This window comes from Winogradskyella eximia (assembly GCF_003386165.1).
GTDB lineage: Bacteria > Bacteroidota > Bacteroidia > Flavobacteriales > Flavobacteriaceae > Winogradskyella > Winogradskyella eximia.
Window position 1 is genome coordinate 326912 of sequence record NZ_QRDV01000001.1, and the last position, 25585, is coordinate 352496.

At 32.6% G+C, this 25585-nt stretch carries 23 protein-coding genes; 3 read left to right on the forward strand and 20 right to left on the reverse strand.

The features are described from left to right. Positions 1-18: 18 nt before the first annotated feature. Positions 19-663 (reverse strand): spermidine synthase, encoded by a 645-nt coding sequence (locus tag DFQ10_RS01430; protein ID WP_115815648.1) that lies wholly within the window; start codon positions 661-663, stop codon positions 19-21. A gap of 67 nt (positions 664-730) precedes the next feature. Further along, positions 731-1558 carry a hypothetical protein gene (locus DFQ10_RS01435; RefSeq protein ID WP_115815649.1) on the reverse strand — a complete coding sequence of 276 codons (828 nt, stop codon included), beginning with the start codon at positions 1556-1558 and terminating at the stop codon, positions 731-733. 461 nt (positions 1559-2019) lie between these two features. Between DFQ10_RS01435 and DFQ10_RS01440 the strand changes: the two genes are divergently transcribed. Then, on the forward strand, positions 2020-2352 hold the full coding sequence (locus DFQ10_RS01440; RefSeq protein ID WP_115815650.1) for a single-stranded DNA-binding protein: 333 nt from the start codon (positions 2020-2022) through the stop codon (positions 2350-2352). A gap of 85 nt (positions 2353-2437) precedes the next feature. On the opposite strand, the gene DFQ10_RS01445 is transcribed toward DFQ10_RS01440, so the two are convergent. The 16 genes from DFQ10_RS01445 to metG form a co-directional block, all read right to left on the reverse strand. After that, positions 2438-2821, reverse strand: coding sequence for a cupredoxin domain-containing protein (locus DFQ10_RS01445; RefSeq protein WP_115815651.1), 384 nt, complete (start codon positions 2819-2821; stop codon positions 2438-2440). 32 nt (positions 2822-2853) lie between these two features. After that, a complete protein-coding gene (locus DFQ10_RS01450) occupies positions 2854-3402 on the reverse strand; it encodes a carboxymuconolactone decarboxylase family protein (protein ID WP_115815652.1) in 549 nt (182 codons plus the stop codon). 144 nt (positions 3403-3546) lie between these two features. Continuing rightward, the gene (locus DFQ10_RS18480) at positions 3547-3699 is read right to left on the reverse strand and encodes a hypothetical protein (protein ID WP_181897552.1); all 153 of its coding nucleotides are present in this window, start codon (positions 3697-3699) and stop codon (positions 3547-3549) included. Between the two features lie 90 nt (positions 3700-3789). Next, positions 3790-4632, reverse strand: coding sequence for an AraC family transcriptional regulator (locus DFQ10_RS01455; RefSeq protein WP_115815653.1), 843 nt, complete (start codon positions 4630-4632; stop codon positions 3790-3792). Positions 4633-4815: 183 nt separating this feature from the next. Beyond that, positions 4816-5586, reverse strand: a complete 771-nt coding sequence (locus DFQ10_RS01460) for a 3-hydroxybutyrate dehydrogenase (protein ID WP_115815654.1) — start codon at positions 5584-5586, stop codon at positions 4816-4818. An 85-nt stretch (positions 5587-5671) separates the two neighbouring features. After that, positions 5672-6451, reverse strand: coding sequence for an alpha/beta fold hydrolase (locus DFQ10_RS01465; protein ID WP_115815655.1), 780 nt, complete (start codon positions 6449-6451; stop codon positions 5672-5674). Between the two features lie 11 nt (positions 6452-6462). Next, a complete protein-coding gene (locus DFQ10_RS01470; protein WP_115815656.1) occupies positions 6463-8958 on the reverse strand; it encodes a TonB-dependent receptor in 2496 nt (831 codons plus the stop codon). Between the two features lie 165 nt (positions 8959-9123). Next, positions 9124-10539, reverse strand: a complete 1416-nt coding sequence (locus DFQ10_RS01475; RefSeq protein ID WP_115815657.1) for a hypothetical protein — start codon at positions 10537-10539, stop codon at positions 9124-9126. Further along, entirely contained in the window at positions 10536-11480 is a 945-nt protein-coding gene (locus DFQ10_RS01480; protein ID WP_115815658.1) for an alpha/beta fold hydrolase, read from the reverse strand. The genes DFQ10_RS01475 and DFQ10_RS01480 overlap by 4 nt, the downstream gene beginning before the upstream one ends. Then, entirely contained in the window at positions 11477-12982 is a 1506-nt protein-coding gene (locus DFQ10_RS01485; RefSeq protein ID WP_115815659.1) for a class I adenylate-forming enzyme family protein, read from the reverse strand. The genes DFQ10_RS01480 and DFQ10_RS01485 overlap by 4 nt, the downstream gene beginning before the upstream one ends. Further along, on the reverse strand, positions 12957-14468 hold the full coding sequence (locus DFQ10_RS01490; RefSeq protein WP_115815660.1) for a sodium/pantothenate symporter: 1512 nt from the start codon (positions 14466-14468) through the stop codon (positions 12957-12959). Before DFQ10_RS01490 ends, DFQ10_RS01485 begins: the two co-directional genes overlap by 26 nt. A gap of 247 nt (positions 14469-14715) precedes the next feature. After that, positions 14716-17085: a hypothetical protein gene (locus DFQ10_RS01495; protein WP_115815661.1), complete on the reverse strand. Its 2370-nt coding sequence runs from the start codon at positions 17083-17085 to the stop codon at positions 14716-14718. A gap of 72 nt (positions 17086-17157) precedes the next feature. Then, on the reverse strand, positions 17158-19275 hold the full coding sequence (locus tag DFQ10_RS01500; protein WP_115815662.1) for a Tex family protein: 2118 nt from the start codon (positions 19273-19275) through the stop codon (positions 17158-17160). A gap of 86 nt (positions 19276-19361) precedes the next feature. Further along, the gene (locus DFQ10_RS01505; RefSeq protein ID WP_115815663.1) at positions 19362-20072 is read right to left on the reverse strand and encodes an OmpA family protein; all 711 of its coding nucleotides are present in this window, start codon (positions 20070-20072) and stop codon (positions 19362-19364) included. Positions 20073-20077: 5 nt separating this feature from the next. Then, positions 20078-20548, reverse strand: a complete 471-nt coding sequence (locus DFQ10_RS01510; RefSeq protein WP_115815664.1) for a lipocalin family protein — start codon at positions 20546-20548, stop codon at positions 20078-20080. A 148-nt stretch (positions 20549-20696) separates the two neighbouring features. Next, positions 20697-22814: a methionine--tRNA ligase gene (gene metG / locus DFQ10_RS01515; RefSeq protein ID WP_394347239.1), complete on the reverse strand. Its 2118-nt coding sequence runs from the start codon at positions 22812-22814 to the stop codon at positions 20697-20699. Positions 22815-22967: 153 nt separating this feature from the next. Between metG and DFQ10_RS01520 the strand changes: the two genes are divergently transcribed. Then, positions 22968-23990 carry a S66 peptidase family protein gene (locus tag DFQ10_RS01520; protein ID WP_115816410.1) on the forward strand — a complete coding sequence of 341 codons (1023 nt, stop codon included), beginning with the start codon at positions 22968-22970 and terminating at the stop codon, positions 23988-23990. 56 nt (positions 23991-24046) lie between these two features. After that, a complete protein-coding gene (locus DFQ10_RS01525; protein ID WP_115815666.1) occupies positions 24047-24406 on the forward strand; it encodes a YraN family protein in 360 nt (119 codons plus the stop codon). Positions 24407-24408: 2 nt separating this feature from the next. Here the strand turns inward: DFQ10_RS01525 and nadD are convergent, their stop codons facing one another. Both nadD and gmk read right to left on the reverse strand, forming a co-directional pair. Beyond that, on the reverse strand, positions 24409-24987 hold the full coding sequence (nadD, locus tag DFQ10_RS01530; RefSeq protein WP_115815667.1) for a nicotinate (nicotinamide) nucleotide adenylyltransferase: 579 nt from the start codon (positions 24985-24987) through the stop codon (positions 24409-24411). Between the two features lies 1 nt (position 24988). After that, positions 24989-25579, reverse strand: a complete 591-nt coding sequence (gene gmk / locus DFQ10_RS01535) for a guanylate kinase (protein WP_115815668.1) — start codon at positions 25577-25579, stop codon at positions 24989-24991. Positions 25580-25585 lie beyond the last annotated feature (6 nt).

The window sequence follows — 25585 nt, forward strand, 5'->3', positions numbered from 1 at the left end:
TACAAGATAATTAAAATCTTATAAACCGCTAGCAATGATAACAGTATTGGTGTTATTAACTTTGTTATAAACGGCAACTTCGAAGACTTTTGATTTTAAATAGTCAATTAAGGTTTTAATTTTTTCTTGGTTAGAGTCTTTTACTGAGGCATTAAAAAGAATGGTACCTTTTGATGATTTTGAGTTTAAAATATAATTCCAAAATGTGGTACTGAGAAATTTATCTGGCACACTAAGATCTATATAAAGATCAATAATTATAAGATCGAATTGCTTTTTGTTTTTCTCTGCAAATTGATAAGCGTCAGTACAGTGTATTTTAAGCTGTTGGTTTTCTGAAATATCAAATTCTGTTTTAGCTATTTCAATAATTACAGGATCTAATTCTACAGCTTCAATAGCATTGGTATAGTTAAAATCATTTCTAAGTGTTTTAATCACACTTCCGCCTCCCATTCCTAAAATGAGTATGGAATTTATTTTGGAGAGTTCAATTTTCTCTAATCCAAATTTTAAAATTCGTTGCAAGGAACCGTAACTATAATTCGCATTTTGGGAATTAAGATGTTTTTTGCCGTTGTACCAAGTTATTTCTAATTCTCCACTGTACTTAGAGGTAATCTTTTTTGTAACAGGATAGATGTAACTGAGCAGTTGCTTCATATTTTGGTTTAGAGCAGTGTTAAATAAATTAATTTAATCCGTTTTATCTGCTGTTTTAAGGTTTGCTTTATTGTTTAAAATCAGCTCTACCCAAGTTATTGTTAAATTTAATATCTGACCAATCGACTAGTATCCAAGGATCATTACTTACGTCTGCCTCCCAATTAGAACTCTTATATCTTCGTTTGGTAGGTATTAAAATCCCTTCTATGTTTTCGTATTTCATTTCCATTAGCATTGGTTCTGTTCTTCCAAAATCCATAACGGTAAAGAGAAACTGATCCACTAAATGGGTATCTGAATTAATATATAATTGATAAATGTCCTTTGGTTCATTATTCTTAGACTCAAATGTAACTTTAACAATATCATAGGTGATACTATCTATGGTTTTTTCTTGAAGATATTGGTATTGTAATCCAGGATCTAACAATTTTTGCATCATAGTAAACCAATAATAATTTGTAGGTCTGTTAAAAGCTACTTTTTTTAGTGAAGAGGAATCTGTCACAATTTTACCATTATGTTTTAACCAAAATTCGTTACCGTCGTAACCCTGTTCAATAACTCCTTTTAGATGAGCTAGTGTGCGTTCGTGCTTTGTGTATTTTCCATAAGATAATTCGCCATTAAACATGTACTTCTCATTTGAAACATCTGTTTTGCCATCTGGTGTTTGGTAAGTGTATGTATATACAACATCTTTTTTATTAGCAAGCTGACTATAATCTCCAACTTTCTGAGTCATTTTGTAAACTAATTCGTGACCTTTATTTTTAAACTTTAAATGATCTGCCTCTACGACTTGTTCAGGTAGTGTTTTTACATTTTGTTTCGAATCATTTTTACATGATATTAAAGTTAAAATTAAGCAGAGTACTAAACTTATTCTCATTTTTATTTTTTTATAATATGTTATAACCGATGAATTTTGGTCTTGGTTTATTGAATTATAAAAGTACAATAAAAGGCAAACCTGTTACTATTAATTTAAAATATAATGGGAGTTAGCAACATAACCTTAACACAGATAAAATCAGTACTTAACATCTAACGGATACGTTTGTTTTAATTTTGAAGTGTAAACATTTGCAAGGAACATCTTCACATTGACTTGGTAAGAAGCAGTATCCTTTCAACTTGTTAGAATTTAGCATCCTGATAGTGGGTGCTTTTTTTTTGTGTCTAATTCTTTCCTCTTTAAAGCGTATTAAACGGTTTTAATTAATTACAAACGTTTACAAACGAATGTAAGTAAGTAAATACCGATTATCATTTGCAAGCCTCCACATCTTTGCAGTGTCGAAACATCAGAACTCGATAGTATTAACTGTTTAACCATTAAATTTAGAAATTATGAACACACTTAAAAACAAAGTACAGTTGATTGGTAACTTAGGAAATGACCCAGAAATCACCAATTTTGAATCAGGCAAAATTTTAGCTAAATTCTCTATCGCAACTAACGATAGTTATAAGAATGCACAAGGCGAAAAAATTACAGACACACAATGGCACAATGTTGTTGCCTGGGGAAAAACGGCTCAGATAGTAGAAAAATATATTACCAAAGGAAAAGAAGTAGCGATAGAAGGGAAGTTAACATCGCGTTCTTGGGAGGATAAAGATGGCATGAAGCGTTATATAACAGAAGTGGTTTGTAATGAGCTTTTAATGTTAGGGAAATAACACCACAGTAATTTGTATGAAATAAAAAAGAGCAACCCATTAGGTTGCTCTTTTTCTATTTATAAATAAATCTATTTAGTTAGATTTATTCTACTGTTAGTGTATACTGAGGTGTGTGATTTAAAGGACAGAAATATACATATTCTCCCTTAGCTAAAGTGGTTACATTACTAGATTCTTTAGTATTGTTTTCTACAGCTTTAGTGACATAAGCGGTTTTAATATGGTTTTCTGGTTTAGAAGCATCTTTTCCTTTCTGGACTAATACAAAACCTACTTGTTGACCAACATTATTATTGGCAATTTCAAAAATATAGTCGCCTTCTTTTAACCTTAATTCAGTTTGAGTAAATACACCTTTTGTTTGTTCTAAAGAAACTGTTGTTGCTTTAGTTTTCATGCTGTCTTGTGCATTTCCTGTTAATGTAAAGGTTAATGCGATTACGATTATTGCAATAAATTTTTTCATTCTTTTTAAATTTTATGAGTTGTGATTATTAATTAAATAGTTTCTAATTCTAAAGGTTGCGCTACAGGGAAATCTACAGGCACTTGTGTGGTACTATGTATATAATTAGAGATGGTTTTGTCACCAACTAAAGAAATAGTGTCTATTAAATTTCCTTTTGTATAACCAGCATTAAAGTAGTTCTCTAATATGTCTTGGTCTGTTTTTCCTCTGTTTTCTGTGATGTTTTTGGCTAGTTTTGCTAAGGCATCAAATTTTTCGTTTACACTAGAAAATCCAGCTCTTAATTCTAAGATTTGTTCGTCTGTAAAGCCGTTCATTTTTCCAATGGCAGTATGTGCGGAAAGACAATAAATACAATCGTTTACTTGACTAACAGCAAGATTTACAACTTCCTTTTCTTTAGCAGATAGTGAGGTTTTGGCATTGGTAAACGTTAAGTAGTTTTCTAAAGCAGTGTCACTATTTGCATAGGTTGCATATAAATTAGGTACAAAACCTAATGCCTTATTTAGGTTATCGAATATGGCTTGGTTATTAGTGCTAACGTCTTCTCTTTTTAAAATATTAAATGTGCTCATGTTTTAATTTTTTTTATCCTGATTTAATACAGAATTATTAGTAATTGTTTTGATTTTTTTGTTGGTACAAAGTTGAGATATATCACAGTGCTAAAGAATGCTTGTTATTCCCTTTGGCATGTCATTATTTCCCTTGTGATTAATTTAGCTTACAAATGGCTTTTCGGCATCACAGTAATAATCATGAATATGTTTTTGAGCACAATGAGTTTCTGTGTTAATAGTGCTCGCTATTTTTCTTGGACTGTTTGTAAATATCTCTATGAGATTAAATATGGATTTGATTTTTAGTTTCATCTTGTTATTGTTTTAATATTACAATGCAAAGATGCGAGGGAAGTGGGAACTTTAAAATGAAGAATTTGCCCTACGGCATGTCAATTTTTCCTAACTAGAGGTATTTAAGCGTTTTTTATAGTCTGAAGGAGACAAAGCTGTATGTTTTTTAAATAAACGGCTTAAATGAGATGCGTCTTCAAAACCAATATCATAAGCTATTTCTTTTGCTGTTTTATCGGTGTAGACTAATTGGCGTTGTGTTTCTAATACAATACGATTATGTATAATTTGTAATGGGCTTCTATTTAGTTTCGCAAAATTATTAGATAATGTTTTAGGTGATCTAAACAGTTTTTCGGCATAGAATGCTACACTGTGTTCTGTTTTAAAATGTTGTTCCACCAAGTAATTAAACTCACGTAGTAAATCTACTTTAGAACTTTTAGGGGATTCTGTAATACCTTCTTTGGCTTTTAATAAACGCGTGCTCTTTATAATAAACCGAGCCATGAGCATTCTAAGCATTTCGGCTTGTATGTTGTCTTCGGTTTCTAACTCGTCAATAAAGACTTCATGCAGCGTATTATACTTCTGTTGCTCGGTATGATCTAAATGAATAACAGGAATATTAGTATTGCCAAAAAAGAGAATGCCAACACAACTTACTTCTTGATCGTGATCTTTAATACAATAAAATTCACTGTTAAATTGATAAATGATGACGTCCTTACCTCCATTATATTGAAGATATTGAATAGGAGTTAATGCTAATATGCTATGAGGTGGCACGGTAAACGGAACGTTATCAATAGTTAAATCAATAGCTTCAGATTTAGCCCAAATAAAAGTGTATAACTCACATTGTTTCGCCTTTTTAAAGGAAAGCAAATCAGTTTCATTTCCAATGTTGAAAATAGCGTTTGTAGAAAATTCTTTAAAAGTATGAGTCATAGCTACTAAGTCTAATAAGTAGCAAAAAAATTACAAAACATGAAAATTATTTATGAAGCTTTATAGATGAAAGCATAAAAAAGGCACCAGAGGTTTAGACTAACACTTAAAGGTTCTGATGCCTATTTTTATTAAAAGTACAGTTCTATAAATAGCAGAAGTTTATAGGATTTATACTATACATTATTGTGCACTCCAACCTCCATCTAATGCAAAAGATGTTCCTGTGATGGTAGTTGAGCTGTCTTTAGCTAATAAAATGGCCATATCAGCAATAGTTTCGACTGGGACAAATTGTTTTACGGCTTGTTTTTTCAACATCACTTTTTCTACAACGTCGTCTTCGGTCATGTGGTGTGCTTTGGCTTGGTCTTTTATTTGGCCTTCTACTAAAGGTGTTTTTACATAACCAGGACAAATAGCATTACAGGTGATATTAAAAGGTGCACCTTCTAAAGCGAGGACTTTCGTCATACCAATAACACCGTGTTTAGCAGTAACGTAGGCCGATTTAAATTCTGATGCTCTTAAGCCATGCACGGAAGACACATTAATGATTCTTCCAAAGTTTTGTTTTTTCATTTGTTTCCATGCGGCTTTTGAGGCGTAGAATACGGCATTCATGTTTATAGCTATGATATTTTCGTATTTGTTATTTGGAAAATCTTCAATAGGAGAAACAAATTGAATACCTGCATTGTTGACTAAAACGTGTAAGCTTCCAAAAGTATTTATAGTCTCATTTATTAAATGTTCTATGGCTTCAGATTGTAATAAATTAGCATTAGAAAATCCGACTTTTATGTTATGCTCTTGTGCTATATTATTAGCAATATCTTGTCCATTGGCTTCTAAACCATGAAACATAATATTGTAACTTTCTTTAGCAAATTGATGTGCGATGCCTAAACCAATGCCGCTTGTGCTTCCTGTAATAAGAACGGTTTTATTCATGTGTTATATCTATTGTTTTTTAATTGTCACATGGTACATCCATATAATGATTTCCTTTTGGTGTCAAAATCTAGTTATGGATGTTTCATGCTTTTAAAAATTTTTGAAGTTCTAAATTAAAAGCATCTGGTTGATCTAAAACAACTCCATGTCTGGAGTTTTTTATCACAGCTAGTGTGGCGTTTTGCATGCGATTGATATACTCTTCTTTAAATGCTACAGGTGTATAATCCATATCTGATGCAATCACTAAGGTTCTTGTTGTAATCTCCTTAATTCTATCACCCAAACCCCAAGCCATTAAAGTGACAAATGATTTGTAATACGCATTGTAGTCATTGTTTTTACAACGAATTTCAAATTCATTTCTTAATTCAGTTTGATGGTCTTCTGGGAACATATTAAATGAAATCTCTTTCGATAAGGCGTCTAATCCTTTATTTTCTAAGAATGTAGTTCGGCTTTTTAAAAGATCCTCTCCAATTTCACCCATGTTATTAAAATCAGGACCACTGTTTACAATTACTAAATTGTCTAAGTATTCTGGGTGTTGCGCAGCCATTTCAAATGCGACAGCTCCTCCCATTGAAAAACCAATAATTGTTGCTTTTTTTATGTTTAGTTGATCTAGAAGTTGCTTTATATCTTCGGTCATTAACTCAACACTATAGGCATCTTGTGGTTTTGAAGATTCTCCATGACCTCTTAAATCTACCGTAATTACACGATGTGTTTTAGAAAAGAAAGGGACTTGTGCGTCCCAATCTTTTTTAGTGGATCCTAAGCCATGAAGTAGAACAAGGACATCTCCTTTTCCACGATCTTCATAAGCGAGGTCTATATCGTTAACTTGTGTTTTTAACATGTTTTAGAAACTTAGTTACCGTTTGATGATGTCTTTTGTTTAAGACTAAATTTATATTTTAACTCAAAAGAAACTAAAGTTTCAATTATTGGTGAGGCTACAAATTCTCTGTTTTTTGCATTAAATAAGTTAGTGATACTAAGTCCCATTGATAACTGGTCAGTAACATTATAACCTGCATTTGCATCTACTGTAAAACCACCTAATTGGCCGTAGTTCCAAGTTCTTCCTACTCTTGCATTTTCAACAATTTCATTAACACCATCTCCATCTTGATCTTGTGTTTCTGCTGCTACATTTATGCCAGAGAAGAAGTCATATTTTTCAACAAATCTGCCATAAACAGCACCATAAAACTTTCCTTTGTTATAGTGTAGTCCAACACTAAATTTGTGGTTTGGTGTGTTAATTGGTAATTCGCTTTCTAACACTTGTCCATCTAAATTTCCATCGTTATCTAAATCATTTTTATCTAATTCACGACCGAAATAAGAGTAGTTAACTGACGTTCTAAAATTATCTGAGAAATAATAATTTAAACCTAAATCAAATCCATAGGTATCTACATGTCCAAAATTTAAGTACGTTAAGATAAATGCTCCAGTATTTCCTTCGCTAACTTCTCCAATAGGTTTGTCTCCAATATGTGTTACAAAATTGCCATTTGCAGCATCCGCAACATTTACTAATGGACTAATGAAATTATCTGATTGGTTGTAATAACCATTAACATCTATAAATAATTTATCTGTTAATTGTCCTTTGTAGCCTATTTCATAAGAATTAATGGTTTCTACTTCTAGTTTTCCAACTTTAGTACCATCAGTTAAAGTAAACCCTTCACCGTTACCTAATACTAATCCACCAAATAAGTTTCCTTTAAGGTTTAATATAGAGGGTACTGCAATTCCTTTTCCGTAGGTTAATCTAAATGTTCCGTTATTTACCTTTTTAGTAATTGCTACTTTAGGTATAAAGTTTGAGCCGTATAATTCGTGATTATCAACACGTCCTCCAAATAAAAATCCCCATCCAGATTCATCTAATTTATACTCTAATTGCGTGTAGATTCCTGTTTGGTCTAAATCAATACCGTCTTCATCTAAAAGGTAAGTGCCTTTAGAATCAGCCATATCTAGTTGGTATTGTGCGCCTAAAGTAACATAGAGTTTTTTCCAATTGTTGTTGTATTGAGCTTCTGCATTAAAACGTTCTGAAGCATCTTTAAATAGTGCGCCACGCTGCAAAGCAAAGCCATCACCTTGATTTGGTCCTGTTTGTAGCCATTGTTCCATATACGAACGCTCACGAGCTTCTTCTTCAGAAAAACCATTTTCTACAAACGACACATAATTCTGTGTTCTTTGGTTCATAGCATAAGTGTCTTCTGTTTTACTCCAAGTGTAGTACGTGTTTGCAAAAAAGTGTTTAGATACATATTTTAATTGTGCAACATCAATACTCCAATCTTTTATTTGGTTACGACCAGCACTAGTTATACCTATATTACTATTGTTACTGTGACCATAGTATCCATTAATTTCAGAATTTTTTGATGGCTTGTAATATATAGATGCACCATATTTTTGAGATTTGAAATCGCGATCTAAATCTAATTCTTTGTATGCTTGTGTGCCTACATAAACGCTATCTACATAATTGAATTCTTTTCCTTTAGAATGTTCAAAATGAAACTTATACGCAAATTTATCGTTTATTGCTTCAGCGTGTCTTAATCGTGTTGTTAATACACTTTGGTTACCAAAACCTAAAGCTACAGTAGTACCTTCAGATTGTCTTGGGTTTTTAGTAATTGTACTTACCAAACCATTATGCGCATTAGGTCCATAAAGCGTTCCGTTTGGTCCTAGTAATATTTCAACACGAGAGATATCATCTTTTGTTACTGTAGAGAATGAACCCATTGGTAAACCTGTAGCAATTAACGTAGATAATCTATCATCAGTGACTTGTAAGTTCTTAGAATTAAAAGCCGAGTTAAAACCTCTAATGTTAATACCTGTACCTAAAACACCACTTCTTACAAAGTCTACCCCTTTTTGTCTCGATGCTAATTCGCCAATATTAAAACTCGGGAATTCTTCTATATCTTTAGATGTAATTACATTTACTGTAGCCGGTACATCTGTGATTTTTTGGGGCTGTTTGTTAGCTGTAATTACAACTTCATTTAAAATACTATCAGATTCTTTAAGAGATGTATTTAATGTTGTCACCTTACCAGCCAATACCGAAACACTTTGGTGAGTAGTGGCAAAACCAACATAAGAAATGGTAACATCGTATGTGCCTATTTCTAAATTGTCTAAAACAAAATTTCCGTCGTAATCGGTTACTGTGCCTTTGTCTAAAGATTTAATATATACGGTTGCGCCAGATAAAGGCGAGCCACTTGCTTCCGTAATCATTCCTTTTATACTACCACTATTTTGAGCAGCCATAGTAAAAGTACTAATGAGGGTTAGTAATAAAAATAGTTTTTTCATAATGTTAGACTGTTGATTAAATTAGTTTATTTAGTTTGAAGGCAATCTATTATGAAATTGAAAATAAACGCTTCCAAAAGCGCAGGCTTTTATGTGTGACTTTTAGTACTGAAAAGATTTTTTTGGTATTTTATCTCTAAATTTCCTTGTTTTTATTGGTGTAAATTAAATGTGCGACTTTAGCTCTAAAAAGGCTTCAGGTAAGTTATTTGAAAGTCTATCAATAACCTTTATCATCAATTGTTTTTGGTTTTTTGTAGGTTGTATAGTTTTAAGAGGTGCTTTTATTTCATCTAAAAGGCGGTTAGAATTTATATGACCTTCCATATATCTTGAAAGAGAAATACTCCATGAAATATTTGGGACATAATTATTCTGTTTCTGTCGTTCACTTTCCTTTTCTATAAGATTAAATTTTGAAGCTAATTTTAAAACATCCTCGTACTTCTCTAAAACAATGAGCACATTTATATAGGACGTAAAAAAGTGATGCCAGCGATGATTTAGAACTTCATTTTTATACTTTTTTAGAAACGTCTTGGCTGTAGATTCTGCAAGTTTACTTTTCTTTAGTTCAGATAACACGCGGATTTGATAAGAACAATAGCCTATTTTTTGATGATAATTATGTGTTTCCTTATATAATTCTTGGTGTTTTTCTAATAACGAAAAAGCTTCTTTTGGTTTATGATTTCTAAGTAAAATAGCAACCAAATTATTTAGATACATCAAAGCATCATTATTATTTTGTCTAATGGATAAATAGCCATAAAATTCGGCTTCCTCAAATTCATCTTGTTTAGAGTGCAGTAAAACTCTACTAGCATAATAATTAGATAGTATACGTCTAGAATACATTTCACCTTCACTGAAGTAATAATCGATTTGGTCAAAAAGCAATTTTAACTTGTTGTTTTCACTGTAATTGGTGTACATAAATGCCAATAATACAAAAGCTTGGTATCTATTTTTGCCGTCAATATTTTTATTGTTAAATACTTCTAGTAGCCAAGTTTCTAAGTGTTTTGTTTCGTTATTATTTAATGTATATTGATTAGTGATTTCTGTGGTAGCTATATATAATTTTTCCTTAATTATTTTGGCTTCGTCATAATGTGCTTTGTAGGTCTCCAAAAAATCAGCAACTGTATTATGATCTTTATATCGCATTCTTACCAAGAGGTAAGATTTATATTCTTTGGCGAGATCGTATAGATTTTGAAAATTATATTCAACAGTTTTATAGGTAGAAATGTAATGTAAAAATTCTTTTTCTTCGTTTGATGCAATAGCATCGGTAAGGATTTTTTTATTGAGAGACATAATCCAACCAATAGTAGCATCAACATCTATACTTGCTAGTTTTTTCTCAATCCAATCTTTTATATAGGAGTATTTTCGCTTATCAATGTTGTCGTTAAAATCTATGCGCTTGTTTTGGGACAAAGCATTGGTAATAACTAATGAAATTATACTTCGCTTTTCTGAATCTGTAAATTGGTAGCGTTCTTCAAGATATTTAGCTTCATTTGGAAGAATACTTTTACTAAACGCTGTGAATTTTTTAAGCTTTGTTTTCATTTCTCATTTACAAATTGCTGAATGAGCGTATTAACTTCTGTTGGCTTTTCGTATTGTACAAAATGACCAGCATCTTTTACATATTCAACTTTTACATATTTAATATGATCTGAGGCGATTTTACCAACATCTTCAATGGTTAGTTTTGGATTGAAATAGCGGTTGGGTATCAAAGCGTCTTTGTCTCCAAATAAAACTAAAGTAGGAAGTGAAACAACTTCTAAATCTTTAAAAACAGGTTCATCTAACATGCCAGAAATGCTGCTAACAATAGCATTACAATGTGCTTCAAAATCTGAAGCTTCTTTTATAGATTTTCGGTCTTTCACCATTTTTGAAACATCTTCTGGCTGCTCGTAAAAATTGAGTGCATAGTTTTTTTCTATTTGCGCGTCTGGAGTGCTTGCAACCGATTCTAGTGTAAAATAAGCTTTCATAAATGTGCCATTGGCTTCAGAAAACTGTTCTAAACCAGCTGGTGCAACTAATATTAATTTATCAATAGTATTTGGGTAAGTTGCGGCAAATTTTATGCTTGCTTGTCCACCCATAGAATGACCAATTAATATGACATTTTTTAGGTCTAATTTTTTTATAAATTGATGTAGGGTTTTAGCAAAAAAGGAAGGGGTGTAATCGGCTTCGGGTTTTGATGATTTACCATAACCTGGTAAGTCTAATGCGATACAGGTATAATCTTTTTTTAAGACAGCAATATTTTTAGACCACGCATCAGAATTACTACTCAATCCATGTGCAAACAAAAGTGTCTTTTCTCCTTTTCCTTCTTTAATGTAGCTGATTTCCAAGCTATCTAAAGTTGTAGAGTGCGTTTTATAATTATAGTCTGAAAGAATTGCTTTCATTGGTTTTTTTGTGTTTTGAGAAAATAATGTGGTATTGAAAAGGGTGATTATTAATAGTATTCCAAATTGTTTCATTCTTGGGATGTTATAGCGTTAAAATATTTATTCAGTTTTTTTCTTGATACTTTTCCTAAACTGGTTAATGGAATTTCTTCTAAAATAAAAATATACTTAGGATGTTTAAAGGCGACCAAGTTTGTTGCTAACTCTTCTCGGATTTTGGGTATTGAAAGGTCTTTGTTTGTTGAGGTAACAAATGCTATGCCACATTCTCCCCATTTTTCGTCCTTAACGCTTAAAACAACAGCTTTTTTAATGTCTTTTAATTGTTCTAAATGAACCTCGATTTCTTGGGGATAAATATTTTCTCCGCCTGAAATATACATGTCGTTTTTACGGCCCTTAATGTATAAAAAACCTTCATCATCACTATAGGCGAAATCGCCTGTAAATAACCAACCTTTTTTTATTTTATTACTTGTTTTAACCGAGTTGTTCCAGTAACCAGGTGTAACAATATCTCCTTTTATGCAAAGTTCACCAACTTCATTTGGTTTAACGATTACTCCATCTTTATTTACAATTTTTATATCTAAATAAAAATTAGGTTTTCCTATGGAGTTAGGTTTTAGTTCTGCCATTTTATGATGTAAAGATGTAATACTTGGTCCTGCTTCAGTTAGTCCATAACCTGGTCTAATAAAGATGTTTTTTTCGTTTTTCCAGAAACTCACAAGCTCCGATGGTACTTTTTCACCACCAGAAATGATATACCGTAGCTTTTTTAAGCTAACATCTTTAAAAACCTGAGTTTTTTGCATCATTAGCAACATGGTAGGTAATGCCATGAATAAAGTGGTTTTGTTCAGCTCTAATAAGCATAATATTTTTTCAGCATCAAATTTTTCTAACATGCCTATATGTGCGCCTTTGTGCAATAAGGGAGTAATAAAAACATTCCAGCCAGATGTATGATATGGAGGTAGTGTGTTTATTGTAGAATCTCTAAACGTAATACCTAATTGCATTGAGGTATTGAGACTGTTCCAAAACAGCATTTTATTAGTGTAAATAACACCTTTTGGAGTACCAGTTGTACCAGAAGTATAAAAAATAAACAGTGGATTTTCTTCCTTGATCTTAAAGGGTTTTGTTACTAAACTTTCAGAGGTTTGATAATATACTGCGAGTGTTTCAAAAGTTGAAACTTTTAAATCTTGAATTGGTAATTGTTCTGCTTTGTCTTTGTGGTTATTATTATAAATGAATAAACTAGGTGTGCAGTCAATAACAAGTTTAGATATTTCGTTTACAGATTGACGATAGTTTAAAGGAACAATAACGAGTCCCATGCGTTGGCAGGCCACAAAAAGAACAATATATTCTAAGCCGTGATCTGCTAAAACGGCAATTCTGTCCCCTTCTTCAAGGTGAAGTTCTGTGAATTTTTGAATTAACCGATTGGCATAGACATGTAAGTCACTGTAGGTGTAACTTATATTAGCATCATAGGATGTAATAGCAATTTTTTCAGGCGTGTAGTCTGCCCATTTAGCTGTCCAATCTAGTCTGTCCAAGGTTTACTTTTTTAGCGTCTATTTTATAAATTATATAACCAATAACCAGTGATGTTATTATGCCGATTGCAGCGGAAACTCCTGGGTTATTTACAGGTTCTTGCATATAAGGTGTAAGTCTACCATAGTAAATGCCAAAATGAACTACAATAGCCGTAATACTTGCAATAAAAACGGACCTTGTTGATACATTATTTAAAAAAGTGCCAAATAAAACAGGTACAAACGCAGCAGCAAAATAGGCATAAACACCATTTTGAGCAAAAATGGCTACACTTACATCTGGGTTTTTAATTTGTTCCCAACTCAATAAAAAGCTAACAACACCTAAGGCAACTATTACTATTTTATTAATGCCCACTGTTTTTTCAGTAAACTTATCTTTAAATAATGGATTTATGATATCTGTTGTTATTGTTATAGATAAGGACTGAATTAGGCTTTCTAAAGTAGAAAGGCCTGCTGAAATTAAACCAACAACAATGACTAAACCGACACCTACAGAAAATTTTGTAACTACGTAGGTCGGAATAATTTCGTCCATTCGTAATTTTTCTCCATTGATCATAAAATCAGGAAAACTGATACGTGCATATAAGCCAACAATAACCACCAAAAAGAATATAATCATAAAGGCAATTCCACTAAAAAGATAAGTGTTTATTTTGCTCGAATCTTTTAATAAGAGTGATTTTGTGATAATATGAGGTTGGCAAACAATAGCAACTCCAATAACAATTTGTGCGATAATGATTTCAAAATAATCACGAAACAAGAAGCTTGTTGGATTTGTTGGTTTTGTTAAGTTGGGATCAATAGCATTTAACTTATCAAAAAAGCCGGTAATACCATCTGCGAAATATTCCGATCCAGAACCAATCAAAATAAGTGCCACAATACACATAATGATGGCTTGGATAGTATTAGTGTAAACCATTGAATTTGCTCCTCCAAACATCATATAGCCAAACACAAATGCTGTAATTCCCATAAGTACATAAAATGGATCTGCATTAAGCGATTTAGAAATCACTTGGGTTAGACCAACATTAATAAGTACAATAAATGTAATGAGTAGGAGTGCGATGATACCAAAGAAAAAAGCGTAATTTTTACTATTATAGCGTTTACCAATCCATTGTGCCATGGTTGTCGCTTTTACGGCATTACCTTGTTTAACAAAACCTTTTGTAAATACAATTAGAGAAATAAATGCGGCAATTGGTAGTACAATAGCGAAAGAAATAACGCCAGATATGCCATAGAGCGCAATAAATCCTGGGTTAATTATAAAAGTTGCGGCACTGGTCATTGAAGCAGCTAAGGACAATCCAACAACCCATGATGGAAAACCAATATTACCAACGGCATAATCTTTAATACTCGTATTTTTTCGAGCGCCTCTAATGACGAAAAATAAGATTACAGCAGCATAAACTGCTAATAAAACCCACATGTAAGTGACTAATTGGTCTGATGCTATCATTTCAATACATTTCTTTAAAAACAAATAACAAACTTTAAATAATTTTAAGTCTGATAATTTTATTTTATAAAGGTGTGACTATTTTAATTTTAGTGTCCTAAAAGTGAAAATAATCAAATATATTAATATAAATAGTTAGTGTGACTTTTATTTAATTTAAAGAGGAATCTGGTAGTTGATATTTTTTTTGAGTCTAACGAATAGTATTATTAACGTGTCTTGGAGATTGAAGACTTATTGGATTTTTTTAGTTAATACTTATTTCTTTTTCTTCAGAAATGAACTGTGTGTCATTTACAATGCCCTCTATATAAAGTTTAACTGTTTTTGCATTAGTATTATAGATATTAAAATTTAAATAGCCATGGGCATCAGTAGTTAAATTTGGAAACCAATCAATTACTCCGTATTCTTTAAAAAAATCTGTATGGTAGCCGTTGTATACTGGAGTATAAAACTTTTTATTAGTTGTAAATGATAAAGGTGTTTTATAAGTTTTAAAAGATTTTCCATACTTTTTGTAGGTGCCTATTAGTGGATCGGTATAAATTTTAATAACTCCTCCACTTCCTTTGATTCCCATTCCGAAGCCTGTTTTATCAATATATACGTATTCTACATTATCTAAACGGTAATTATAAAAATAATTCAAATCTGTAATTTCCATATCGTCTAAATATATTACAGGAGAAGGTTTTGTTTTCTTGAGATCTATGCTTCGATAAGTGAAAATATTGAGTTCCCCTTCCCATTGCACTACAATATAACCATTAGCTTGTACAAAGGCTGCAAAATCAACATATTGTTTTCTTTTATTATCGTCAAACTCAGTTACAAATCCGGGTCTACTTCCCTTAATTTTTTCAAGTTTTGTTTCTTTCATTTTTGCCTTTACTAAAACTTCATCTAAGGCTTCTACTTTGTTAAGAGCAGGTTTTATGGCATCACTAGAATAATCCATATATGTTCTACTCTTTAAACCTAAGAGATCGCGTTTTAATTTTAAATTCGGAATAGAAGAAGGGGTGAATTGCACATATAGATTCGGTGTTTCTACTTTTCCTTTTTTTGAAAGTTCGCCAATTTTTAAGGTTTCTTCATCAAAAAAGAAAAACTCACTACGTATAAATTTTGTTTCCTCTTTTGTTAGTGCAACTAAATCAGATGGACTATGTTTAGTTGGGAATATTATATATTGACCAGTTTTCTTACGGTTAGCGTTAGCATCAATTTGAATTCCTATTTCAAAATCATAAATTGTTCTTGGAGGATAATTAAAAATAGTATGCCAATTATAGCTGCTCCAGCCTTGTGTGAGTAACAAGTTATCTAATTCATATTTTTTCTTTCTATCAATATCACTGAAATAATATCCTGCATTTTCTATATTGCCTTTTAAATAAGGTTGTAAATAGGTATATGATATAATATTGTGATGTTGTTTGTTGGCTTTAGTTTCAGCAGGAAGCACAGAAATACTGAATTTATTAATTCTAGAGGTATCAATTTCCTTTATAGCTAGTTTAATGGATATAGAATCATTGCTTTTTTTAGTAATAACACTCCCAGATTCCACAAGATTTAAACCATCATACATAAAGAATAAACGTTCTAATAAAGGATTATTTTGGGCGTCAAAAAGTGTAAATACATTAATTCCTGTAGAAAGATCATCATATTTAATTAATTTAGTTATTTCGGTACTTTCACCAAAGGAAACAGCTATAGCCTTTAAGGTTTTTCCGTTATGAATACTTAAGGTATAGGTGTTGTTTTTTATGTTAAGATGCGTTTCGGAATTAGTTCTAAATGTTAGTGCTACTTTAGACCCAAGATCTGCCAATGAAAGATTAATACCTGAAGGTTCTACGAGCGGAATAGGGAATTTTTGGGAATTGTTGTTGACTATTGTATGGGCTAAATAACTTGAGTTTTTTTGTGGAGTAAGTAAAAATCTACCAATTCCATGTGCATTAGTTTTAAAAGTGGTAATTGTATTATTATCGCTATCAGAGATATGTCCTTTAATGGCAACTCCAAATCCTAAACTGTCCTTGGCTACGATTCCAATGGTGTTTTCTATCTCTGAAACAAGATGTCCTCCTTCAGGTAAGAGCTGAATATTGATGGCATTCGTGATCCTAGTTGTTTTAATTTTAGTTTCTTTGTCTAGATCAATCACTTTTATTTGCTGAGCATAATAGTTTTGTTCATCAAAATTACGCATCCAATTAGTGTAGGCTTTAAAAATGTATTTTCCAGTAGTAAACAAGCTGTCTAGGTCAAATTGACCTGCAGCAACTCCATTTTCAACTTTAATTAGTTTACTTTTTAAAACTGTATTGTTTTCGTCGGATATCTCGCAATACAAGTTTGTAGTTAATGAAGAAAGTTGCTTACTGTTTTTATCTAAAATGTAGGCATTAAATCCAATAACTTCTCCTTTTACATAAACCGCTTTATTAAGATGAACATACGCTAATTCTCTTGGTGCTTTTGAATACGTATTGAATTTTGAATATAAGCTGTCGTTTTGAGCCTGACTGACCGTAGATAATGCAATTAAAAAAAGGAAAAACAGATCAAACCTTAGAGTTGAACGGATATGTATATTCATAATATTTTAGTGATACATAGTTAAACTTGTGGAAATATACTTTTTTATTTTTGTAATCATTTATTTATAAGATTATTTTATAAGTTTTAACTGAATCCGTTTACGAGCCACATCTACCTCTAAAACTTTTACAATAATTTGCTGATGTAAATGCACATGTTCGTTAACGTCCTTTACAAAACTATCCGATAAATTTGACACATGAATCAGTCCACTTTCTTTAATCCCAACATCTACAAAACAACCAAAATTGGTGATATTATTAACAATGCCAGGCAATAATTGCCCTTCGTGTAAATCGGTGATGGTTTTTATATTTTGGTTGAATGTAAACACTTTGGCTGTTTCTCTAATATCTAATCCAGGTTTTTCTAATTCTTTAATAATATCCTGAAGCGTAGGCAAACCAACCGTTTCTGTATAATATTTTTTTAAGTCTATTTTTTGAAGAATGGTTTTGTTTCCAATTAAGTCTTGAAGCGAAACCCCTTCGTCTTTAGCCATTTTTTCAACGATTTTATAAGTTTCAGGATGCACAGATGAATTATCTAATGGATTTTTGGCATCGCGAATCCTTAAGAAACCAGCAGCTTGTTCGTATGCTTTTCCTCCTAAACGTGGCACTTTTTTAATAGCGTTTCTCGATGTAAAGGCTCCGTTTTCGTTTCGGTAATTAAAAATATTTTCTGCTAATTTTGGTCCAATTCCAGAAACCGAACTTAGTAGTGGTATGCTTGCGGTGTTAATGTTAACACCAACGGCATTCACACAATTTTCAACCACAACATCGAGTTGTTTTTGAAGCTTTGTTTGATCCACATCGTGCTGGTATTGCCCAACTCCAATAGATTTAGCGTCAATTTTCACCAACTCGGCTAAGGGATCTTGTAAACGTCTTCCAATGGAAACTGAACCACGAACGGTAACATCGTAATTTGGAAATTCGTCTCTAGCAATTTTTGATGCCGAATAAATACTTGCCCCAGCTTCACTAACCACAAACACCTGGATGTCGTTTTTAAACTGAATTTTTCGAATTAAAGCTTCGGTTTCGCGTGATGCGGTTCCGTTTCCAATGGCAATGGCTTCAATTTTATAAGCTTCAGCTAAAGAGGAAATCTTTTTTATAGCACCAATACTATCGTTTTTTGGAGCATGCGGATAAATCGTTTCATTATGTTTTAAAGCTCCTTGTGCATCTAAACAAACGACTTTACAACCACTTCTAAAACCAGGGTCGATGGCTAAAACCCGTTTTTCGCCAATAGGTGAGCCTAATAAGAGTTGCTTTAAATTTTTGGCAAAAACAGTAATAGCAGACTCATCGGCTTTTTCCTTTGCTTTTTGAAGGGCTTCATTGCTTAATGATGGAAATAATAAACGCTTGTAAGCATCTGAAATAGCGAGTTCAATTTGGTCTGCGCAGGCGTTTTTGCTGCGTATAATTCTATTGTCAATATGCTCTAAGGCGCGCACATCGTCGATTTCAATCTTCACACGAATAAAACCTTCGCTTTCTGCTCTTAAAATGGCTAATAATCTATGTGAAGGAATTCGTGATAGGGATTCAGACCAATCAAAGTAGTCTCGGAATTTTTGCGCTTTTTCGTCTGCAGATTTAGACTTAATTACTTTGGTCGTAATTTGAGCATGTCGTTCTAATTCGTTCCGTAAACTATTCCTAATATCAGTGCGTTCATTAATCCATTCGGCAATAATATGTCTGGCTCCTTCTAAAGCCTCATCAACAGATGAAAGGTCGCCTTTTACATATTTAAATGCAATAGATTCGATGTCATTTGCCTTTTGACTCATGATGATTTTAGCCAAAGGTTCTAAGCCATTTTTACGAGCCGTTTCGGCTTTGGTTTTTCGTTTTTTCTTGAAGGGTAAATACAGATCCTCAAGCGTGGTGAGGTCTTGAGTATTTTCAATCTTTTGTTTTAAGTCTTCCGTTAAAACGTCTTGTTCTTCTAAAGCTTTTAAAATGGCGATTTTTCGTTTTTCTAAAGCTTCAAATAACTCTTTGTATTTGACAATATCACCAATTTGTACTTCGTCTAAATTTCCTGTAGCTTCTTTTCTGTATCGCGAAATGAAAGGAATGGTACAATCTTCATTCAGTAACTGAATGGTGCTCTTTATGTTTTTTTCTGCTAATTGCGTGTGTTTAACTATATATGTTATCATCATAAAAAAAGACCTTATACATTTAAAATTATAAGGTCTGTAATATATTTAACTCTGCTGTAATTGCCGAATAGTTTTAGCAAAAGTTATTCATTAGATCCGGCTTCTTTTTTCGCTTCATTAACCATCGTTTCGTTAGGAACGACAGCAATATTGACACGTCTGTTTTTAGAACGGCCTTCTGCTGTTGTATTATCGTACATCGGTTGTTCTTCACCAAACCAATGGGTTGTAAATCGTCCGCTACTTAAACCTTTTCTGGTTAGGTAATTGGTTACAGCTTCAGCTCTATTTTTAGACAAGGTCATGTTGTAAGCATCATTACCAGAACTATCTGTATGGCCAACGACTAAAATGTTTGTGTCTGGGTATTCTGCAAATACACCTGCTAATTTGTTAAGTGTTTCTTGCGATTTAGCATTGATATTATACTTTTCAGTATCAAAATAAACACCACTTTGTTCATCAAAAGTGAGTACAATACCATCATCTACACGTTCTACGGTTGCGCCAGGAATTTCAGTTTCAATGTCTTGGGCTTGTTTGTCCATTTTGTTTCCAATAAGCACGCCAGCTCCACCACCAACAACTCCTCCGATAACAGCGCCTAATTCTCCTTTGCCACCTTTACCAACGTTGTTCCCAATGATAGCACCAAGGATGGCTCCACCTGCAGCTCCAATGGCTGCTCCTTTTTGTTTGTTGTTTGCATTATCTACAGCCCTACAGCTGGTCATTAGTACTAAAAGTAATGATAAGGTTATGGCTAAATTCGATTTATAATTTAATAGTTTCATAATATTTATAGTTTAATAAAGTTCATTGTAATGGTGATGGGCTTTCCATCTAAGGTCACCATTTGTTGCCACTGCATAGCGGTTTCAGATAAAGACGTGAGTTCGAGTCTGAATCCTGCATTAGTTTCCGATTTACCCTTTTCATTGGTCGGTTTTAATAGGAAATTATATAATCCCGTGTCTTCATTAACTTCATCTATGGTGAATACGAAAAATCGTTTATCGGAAGTGCAATTCATTCCAGATAGGGTATAAGTTCCTGAATTGTTATTGGGTATAAATTGCCATGTACTATTCTTAAAACAGGCTTTTTCTGCATCATTAAGAAGTGTGATTTTTAAATCTCCTATGGCTGAAGATTTTATAGACGTTAATGTCCAATCCCCTTTAATCGTTTTTTTAGATTGACGAACGGTCTTTGACGTTCCACATGCTAAAAAGCAAAGGGTTAAACATAATATTGCTATTTTTTTCATTGTCTTTAAGTAATGTTTGAATTCAAAATTACTTAAAGGGTAAGGCATAGCTTACTTGTAAAGAAAAAATTATTGATGCATTAGCAAAAAAAATGGAGCCTACCTGAGGCTCCATTTTATATAATGTAAAATTAAGAGATAGGTGGACTTAACTAATTTGTAAGCCATTTTTAACTCCGTCAATATCCGGATTTACAAACACCAAATTACCACCTTCATCTTCCGTCATTAAAATCATCCCTTGACTTTCAACACCTCGTAAAGCTCTTGGAGCTAAATTCACTAAAACAGTAACACGTTTACCTATAACGTCTTCTGGAGAAAAGCTTTCGGCAATACCAGAAACAATGGTTCTTGTATCAATACCAGTATCTACTTTTAAGACTAAAAGCTTTTTCGTTTTCGGCATTTTTTCAGCCTCTAAGATTGTACCGACACGTAAGTCTAGTTTGGTAAAATCATCAAACGTAATTTCATCTTTTTGAGGTTCTGTTACCTTCTTTTCAGCTTCATTAGCTTTTTTGCTTGCTTCTAATTTATCGAGTTGTATTTGAATTTCAGAATCTTCAATTTTAGAGAATAATAATTCTCCTTTTCCAATTTGATGCGATGCCTGAATTAAAATGTCTTTAGTTGAGACGTCTTCCCATCCGTTATCATTCGAATTTAAAATACCTTTTAACTTGGTTGAGGTAAATGGTAAGAACGGTTCTGATAAAACGGCTAATGCAGAAGCAATTTGTAAAGCCACAAACATTACAGTTTTAGTACGTGCTTCATCTGTTTTAAACGTTTTCCATGGTTCTTCGTCTGCTAAATACTTATTTCCTAATCGTGCTAAGTTCATCAACTCTTGACTTGCTTCTCTAAAACGGTAACGTTCAATAGAACTCGAAATCACAGCAGGATACGCTTTTACAGCTGCTAATGTTTCTTCGTCAATAGTAGAATATTCCGATGGTGTTGGAATAATGCCGCCGTAATATTTGTTAGTTAAAACCACGACGCGATTGATAAAGTTTCCGAAGATAGCCACCAATTCATTATTGTTTCTGGCTTGAAAATCTTTCCACGTAAAATCGTTATCCTTAGATTCTGGTGCGTTTGCCGTTAAAGCGTAACGCAACACATCTTGTTGATTAGGGAAATCGATTAAATAATCTGGTAACCAAACGGCCCAGTTTTTAGAGGTTGATAATTTCTGACCTTCTAAGTTTAAAAATTCGTTAGCTGGTACGTTGTCTGGTAAAATATACGAGCCTTCAGCTTTTAACATGGATGGGAAAATAATACAGTGAAAAACAATATTATCTTTTCCTATAAAGTGTACCAACTTGGTGTCTTCGTTTTTCCAATAATCTTCCCAGTTTTTACCTTCGCGTGCTGCCCATTCTTTGGTTGCAGAAATGTAACCAATAGGAGCATCAAACCAAACGTAAAGTACTTTGCCTTCTCCACCTTCAACAGGTACCGGAATTCCCCAATCTAAATCTCTGGTTACGGCACGTGGACGTAAGCCATCGTCAATCCAAGATTTTACTTGACCATAAACATTAGGTTTCCAATCTTTTTTATGACCTTTTAAAATCCATTCACGTAGAAAATCTTCGTGTTTATTTAAAGGTAAAAACCAGTGTTTTGTTTCTTTTAATGTTGGTACATTACCTGTGATTGCTGATTTTGGGTTTATTAAATCAGTAGCATTTAAGCTGGATCCACAGCTTTCACACTGATCACCATAAGCTTCTTCATTGCCGCATTTAGGACAGGTTCCTGTAACAAAACGATCTGCTAAAAACTGATTCGCTTCAGCATCGTATAATTGTTCAGTCACTTCTTCAACAAATTCATTATTGTCGTAAAGGGTTTTAAAAAAATCTTGAGCCGTATCATGATGAATTTTAGCTGTGGTACGTGAGTAGTTATCGAAAGTGATTCCGAAATCTACAAAAGACTGTTTGATAATCGCATGGTATTTATCAACGATATCTTGTGGAGTTACACCTTCTTTTTTTGCTTTGATGGTAATTGGTACACCATGTTCGTCGCTACCACAAATAAAAGCAACATCATTTCCTGTTAATCTTAAGTAACGTGCATAAATATCTGCTGGCACATAAACTCCTGCTAAATGGCCAATATGAATTGGTCCGTTAGTATATGGTAATGCTGCTGTTATGGTATATCTCTTAGACATGTTTTCGTGTTTTTTCAAGCTACAAAAGTACGCAATATATAAGGGATTTAGAAACGCGTATTTGCAAATTTCAACAATAATTCTCTTATGGCTTTGTTTGATATTTGTAATGCAAAAGCGAAGCTGTTACATCGGTCTATGTTTTATCGTTGACTCATTATAATAAGAATGATAAAATTTAAACAAGTGAAAAAAAATGTACTTTTACAAAAAGCAGTTTTTATGATTTTAAGACCTCATTTTTTATTCCTATTTTTTGTTATTAATTTAATAGCAATTAGTAATACTATTGCTCAAAATAAATCCGATAATTTTACAGAAATGACTCCTAAATTTATTCAACCACCATATTTAAAAGCAGGTGATACGGTTGCTATAGTAGCACCTTCTGGAATTTTAAAAAGTAGAGAAGGTGAAGTACAGCAAGCTGTTAAACTTCTTGAAAGTTGGGGTTTACATGCTATTGTTGGTAAACATGTATTTAGTAAAGCAAATCATTTTGCAGGTACAGATGAAGAGCGTTGTTCTGATTTACAAAGCGCAATGGACGATCCTAAAATTAGTGCCATTTGGTGTGCGAGAGGTGGTTATGGAACGGTTAGAGTTTTAGATAAATTAAATTATACTGAATTCAAAAAAAATCCCAAATGGGTTATCGGTTACTCTGATATCACAGCTTTACACAACCAAGTGCATAATGAAGGATTTCAATCGTTGCATGCTTTAATGTGTGTAAGTTTAACCAAGAATTTAGATGATATTAAAGAGTCCATTTCTACGTTTAAATCTGCAATTTTTGGACATCCTGAGAATTATACATTAAAAGGATCTAGTTATAATAGAACCGGTGAAACTTCTGGTGAGTTAGTTGGTGGCAATTTAACGATGTTACATACCATGTTAGGCTCTAAAGAAAGTATTGATACGTCTGGAAAAATTCTTTTTATTGAAGAAATAGGGGAATATAAATACCATATAGATCGTATGCTACAAAGTATGAAGCGTGCAGGTTATTTTGATAATCTAAATGGACTTGTCGTTGGAGATATGTCTAAAATGCGAAAAAATACAACGCTTTGGGGAACTTCGGTAGAGCAATTAATTTTAGATGCTTTAGCCGAATATGATTTTCCAATTGCTTTTAATGTACCTGCAGGACATGAGAAAGATAATAGAGCTTTGGTTTTGGGTAGAACTATTGATTTGAAGGTTGAAAAAAGTGAAAGTAAATTATCTTACAAATAGTAGTTCTATTTAGATAAGCGAAGGCATAATGCACAATGCCAACTGAATACTAAACAATGGCGCAACATAACGAACTTGGTAAAAAAGGTGAACAGATAGCTGTAGATTTTCTGCTAAAAAACAGCTATGATATTATTGAGCGTAATTACCGTTTTCAAAAGGCTGAGGTAGATATTATCGCTCAAAAAGGTGATGTTTTAGCAATTGTAGAAGTGAAAACGCGATCGTCTATTGATTTTGGAAATCCTCAAGATTTTGTAAAACCTAAACAAATTAAAAATTTAGTGAAGGCTGTTGACGAATACGTCAATGAAAATAACTTAGATATTGAAGTCAGATTCGATATTATAGCTATTGTTAAAAACAAAAAAGGGTTTGAAATAGAGCATTTAGAAAATGCTTTTTATCATTTTTAATCTTATCTATAAAAATTCATTTCATCTAAATATTTCCAAACATGTTCAGGTAGCATTGGTCTTACATTTTTACCTTCTTTAATAGCGTTTCTTATAAAGGTAGAGGACAATTCCATAATAGGTGCGTTAACATGATGAATTCTAGGATGGTCACTGAATTCTGTTTCAACTTTACCTTCAGAAAGTCTAGGATAGACATAAATATCATGATTTTCAAGAATCAATTCATAGTTTTTCCACTTATGAAGGCTCTTTAGGTTGTCTTCGCCCATAATTAAGGCAAATTCATAATTAGGAAATTTTTCAAAAAGATAAGTAAGAGTGTCAATGGTATAATTTGGCTGTTTTAATCCAAATTCTATATCGCTAGGTCTTAATTTGTCATAGTCTTTAGTTGCCAAATGAACCATCTCTAAACGTTGGTAATTATCTAGTAAACTACTTTTCTTTTTAAAGGGACTTAAAGGCGTTACTACAAACCAAATCTGGTCTAAATCACTATGCTCGGCCAAGTGATTAGCAATAGTTAAATGACCAATATGAATTGGGTTAAACGTACCAAAATATAAACCTATTTTCATCTTACTTCGCTATAAAGTCTGAAACCAATTTATATGCATTTTCTAAAGCTTCGTCTAAATTAGAGTTTACTACAATTTCATCAAATAGAGGTGCTGTAGCCAATTCTGCTGGTGCTTTAGCGACACGCATACTTATTTTTTCTGGGCTTTCTTCTCCACGATCTTTTAGTCTCCTTACTAATTCATTTAAATCAGGTGGTTTAACAAAAATAGCAATAGTTTGCTCAGGGAATTTTCGTTTAATACGTAGGCCTCCAGATACGTCTATATCAAAAATAACATGCTTTCCTTTTGCCCAAATACGTTCAATTTCAGATTTTAAAGTACCATAGAAATTATCTCTATAGACTTCTTCCCACTCTAAAAACTCATCAGCTTTAATTTTGTTTTTAAATTCTTGAAGTGATAAGTAGTAGTAATCTTTTCCGTGAGTTTCGTTTCCTCTAGCTTCTCGCGATGTTGCTGAAATAGAAAATTCTAGATTGAGTTCTGGCTGTTTTAATAAATGACGAACAATAGTTGTTTTTCCAGAACCAGAAGGTGCTGAAAAGACAATAAGTTTGCCTTGTTTTTTGTTTTTAGTTTCTGACAAAATGTG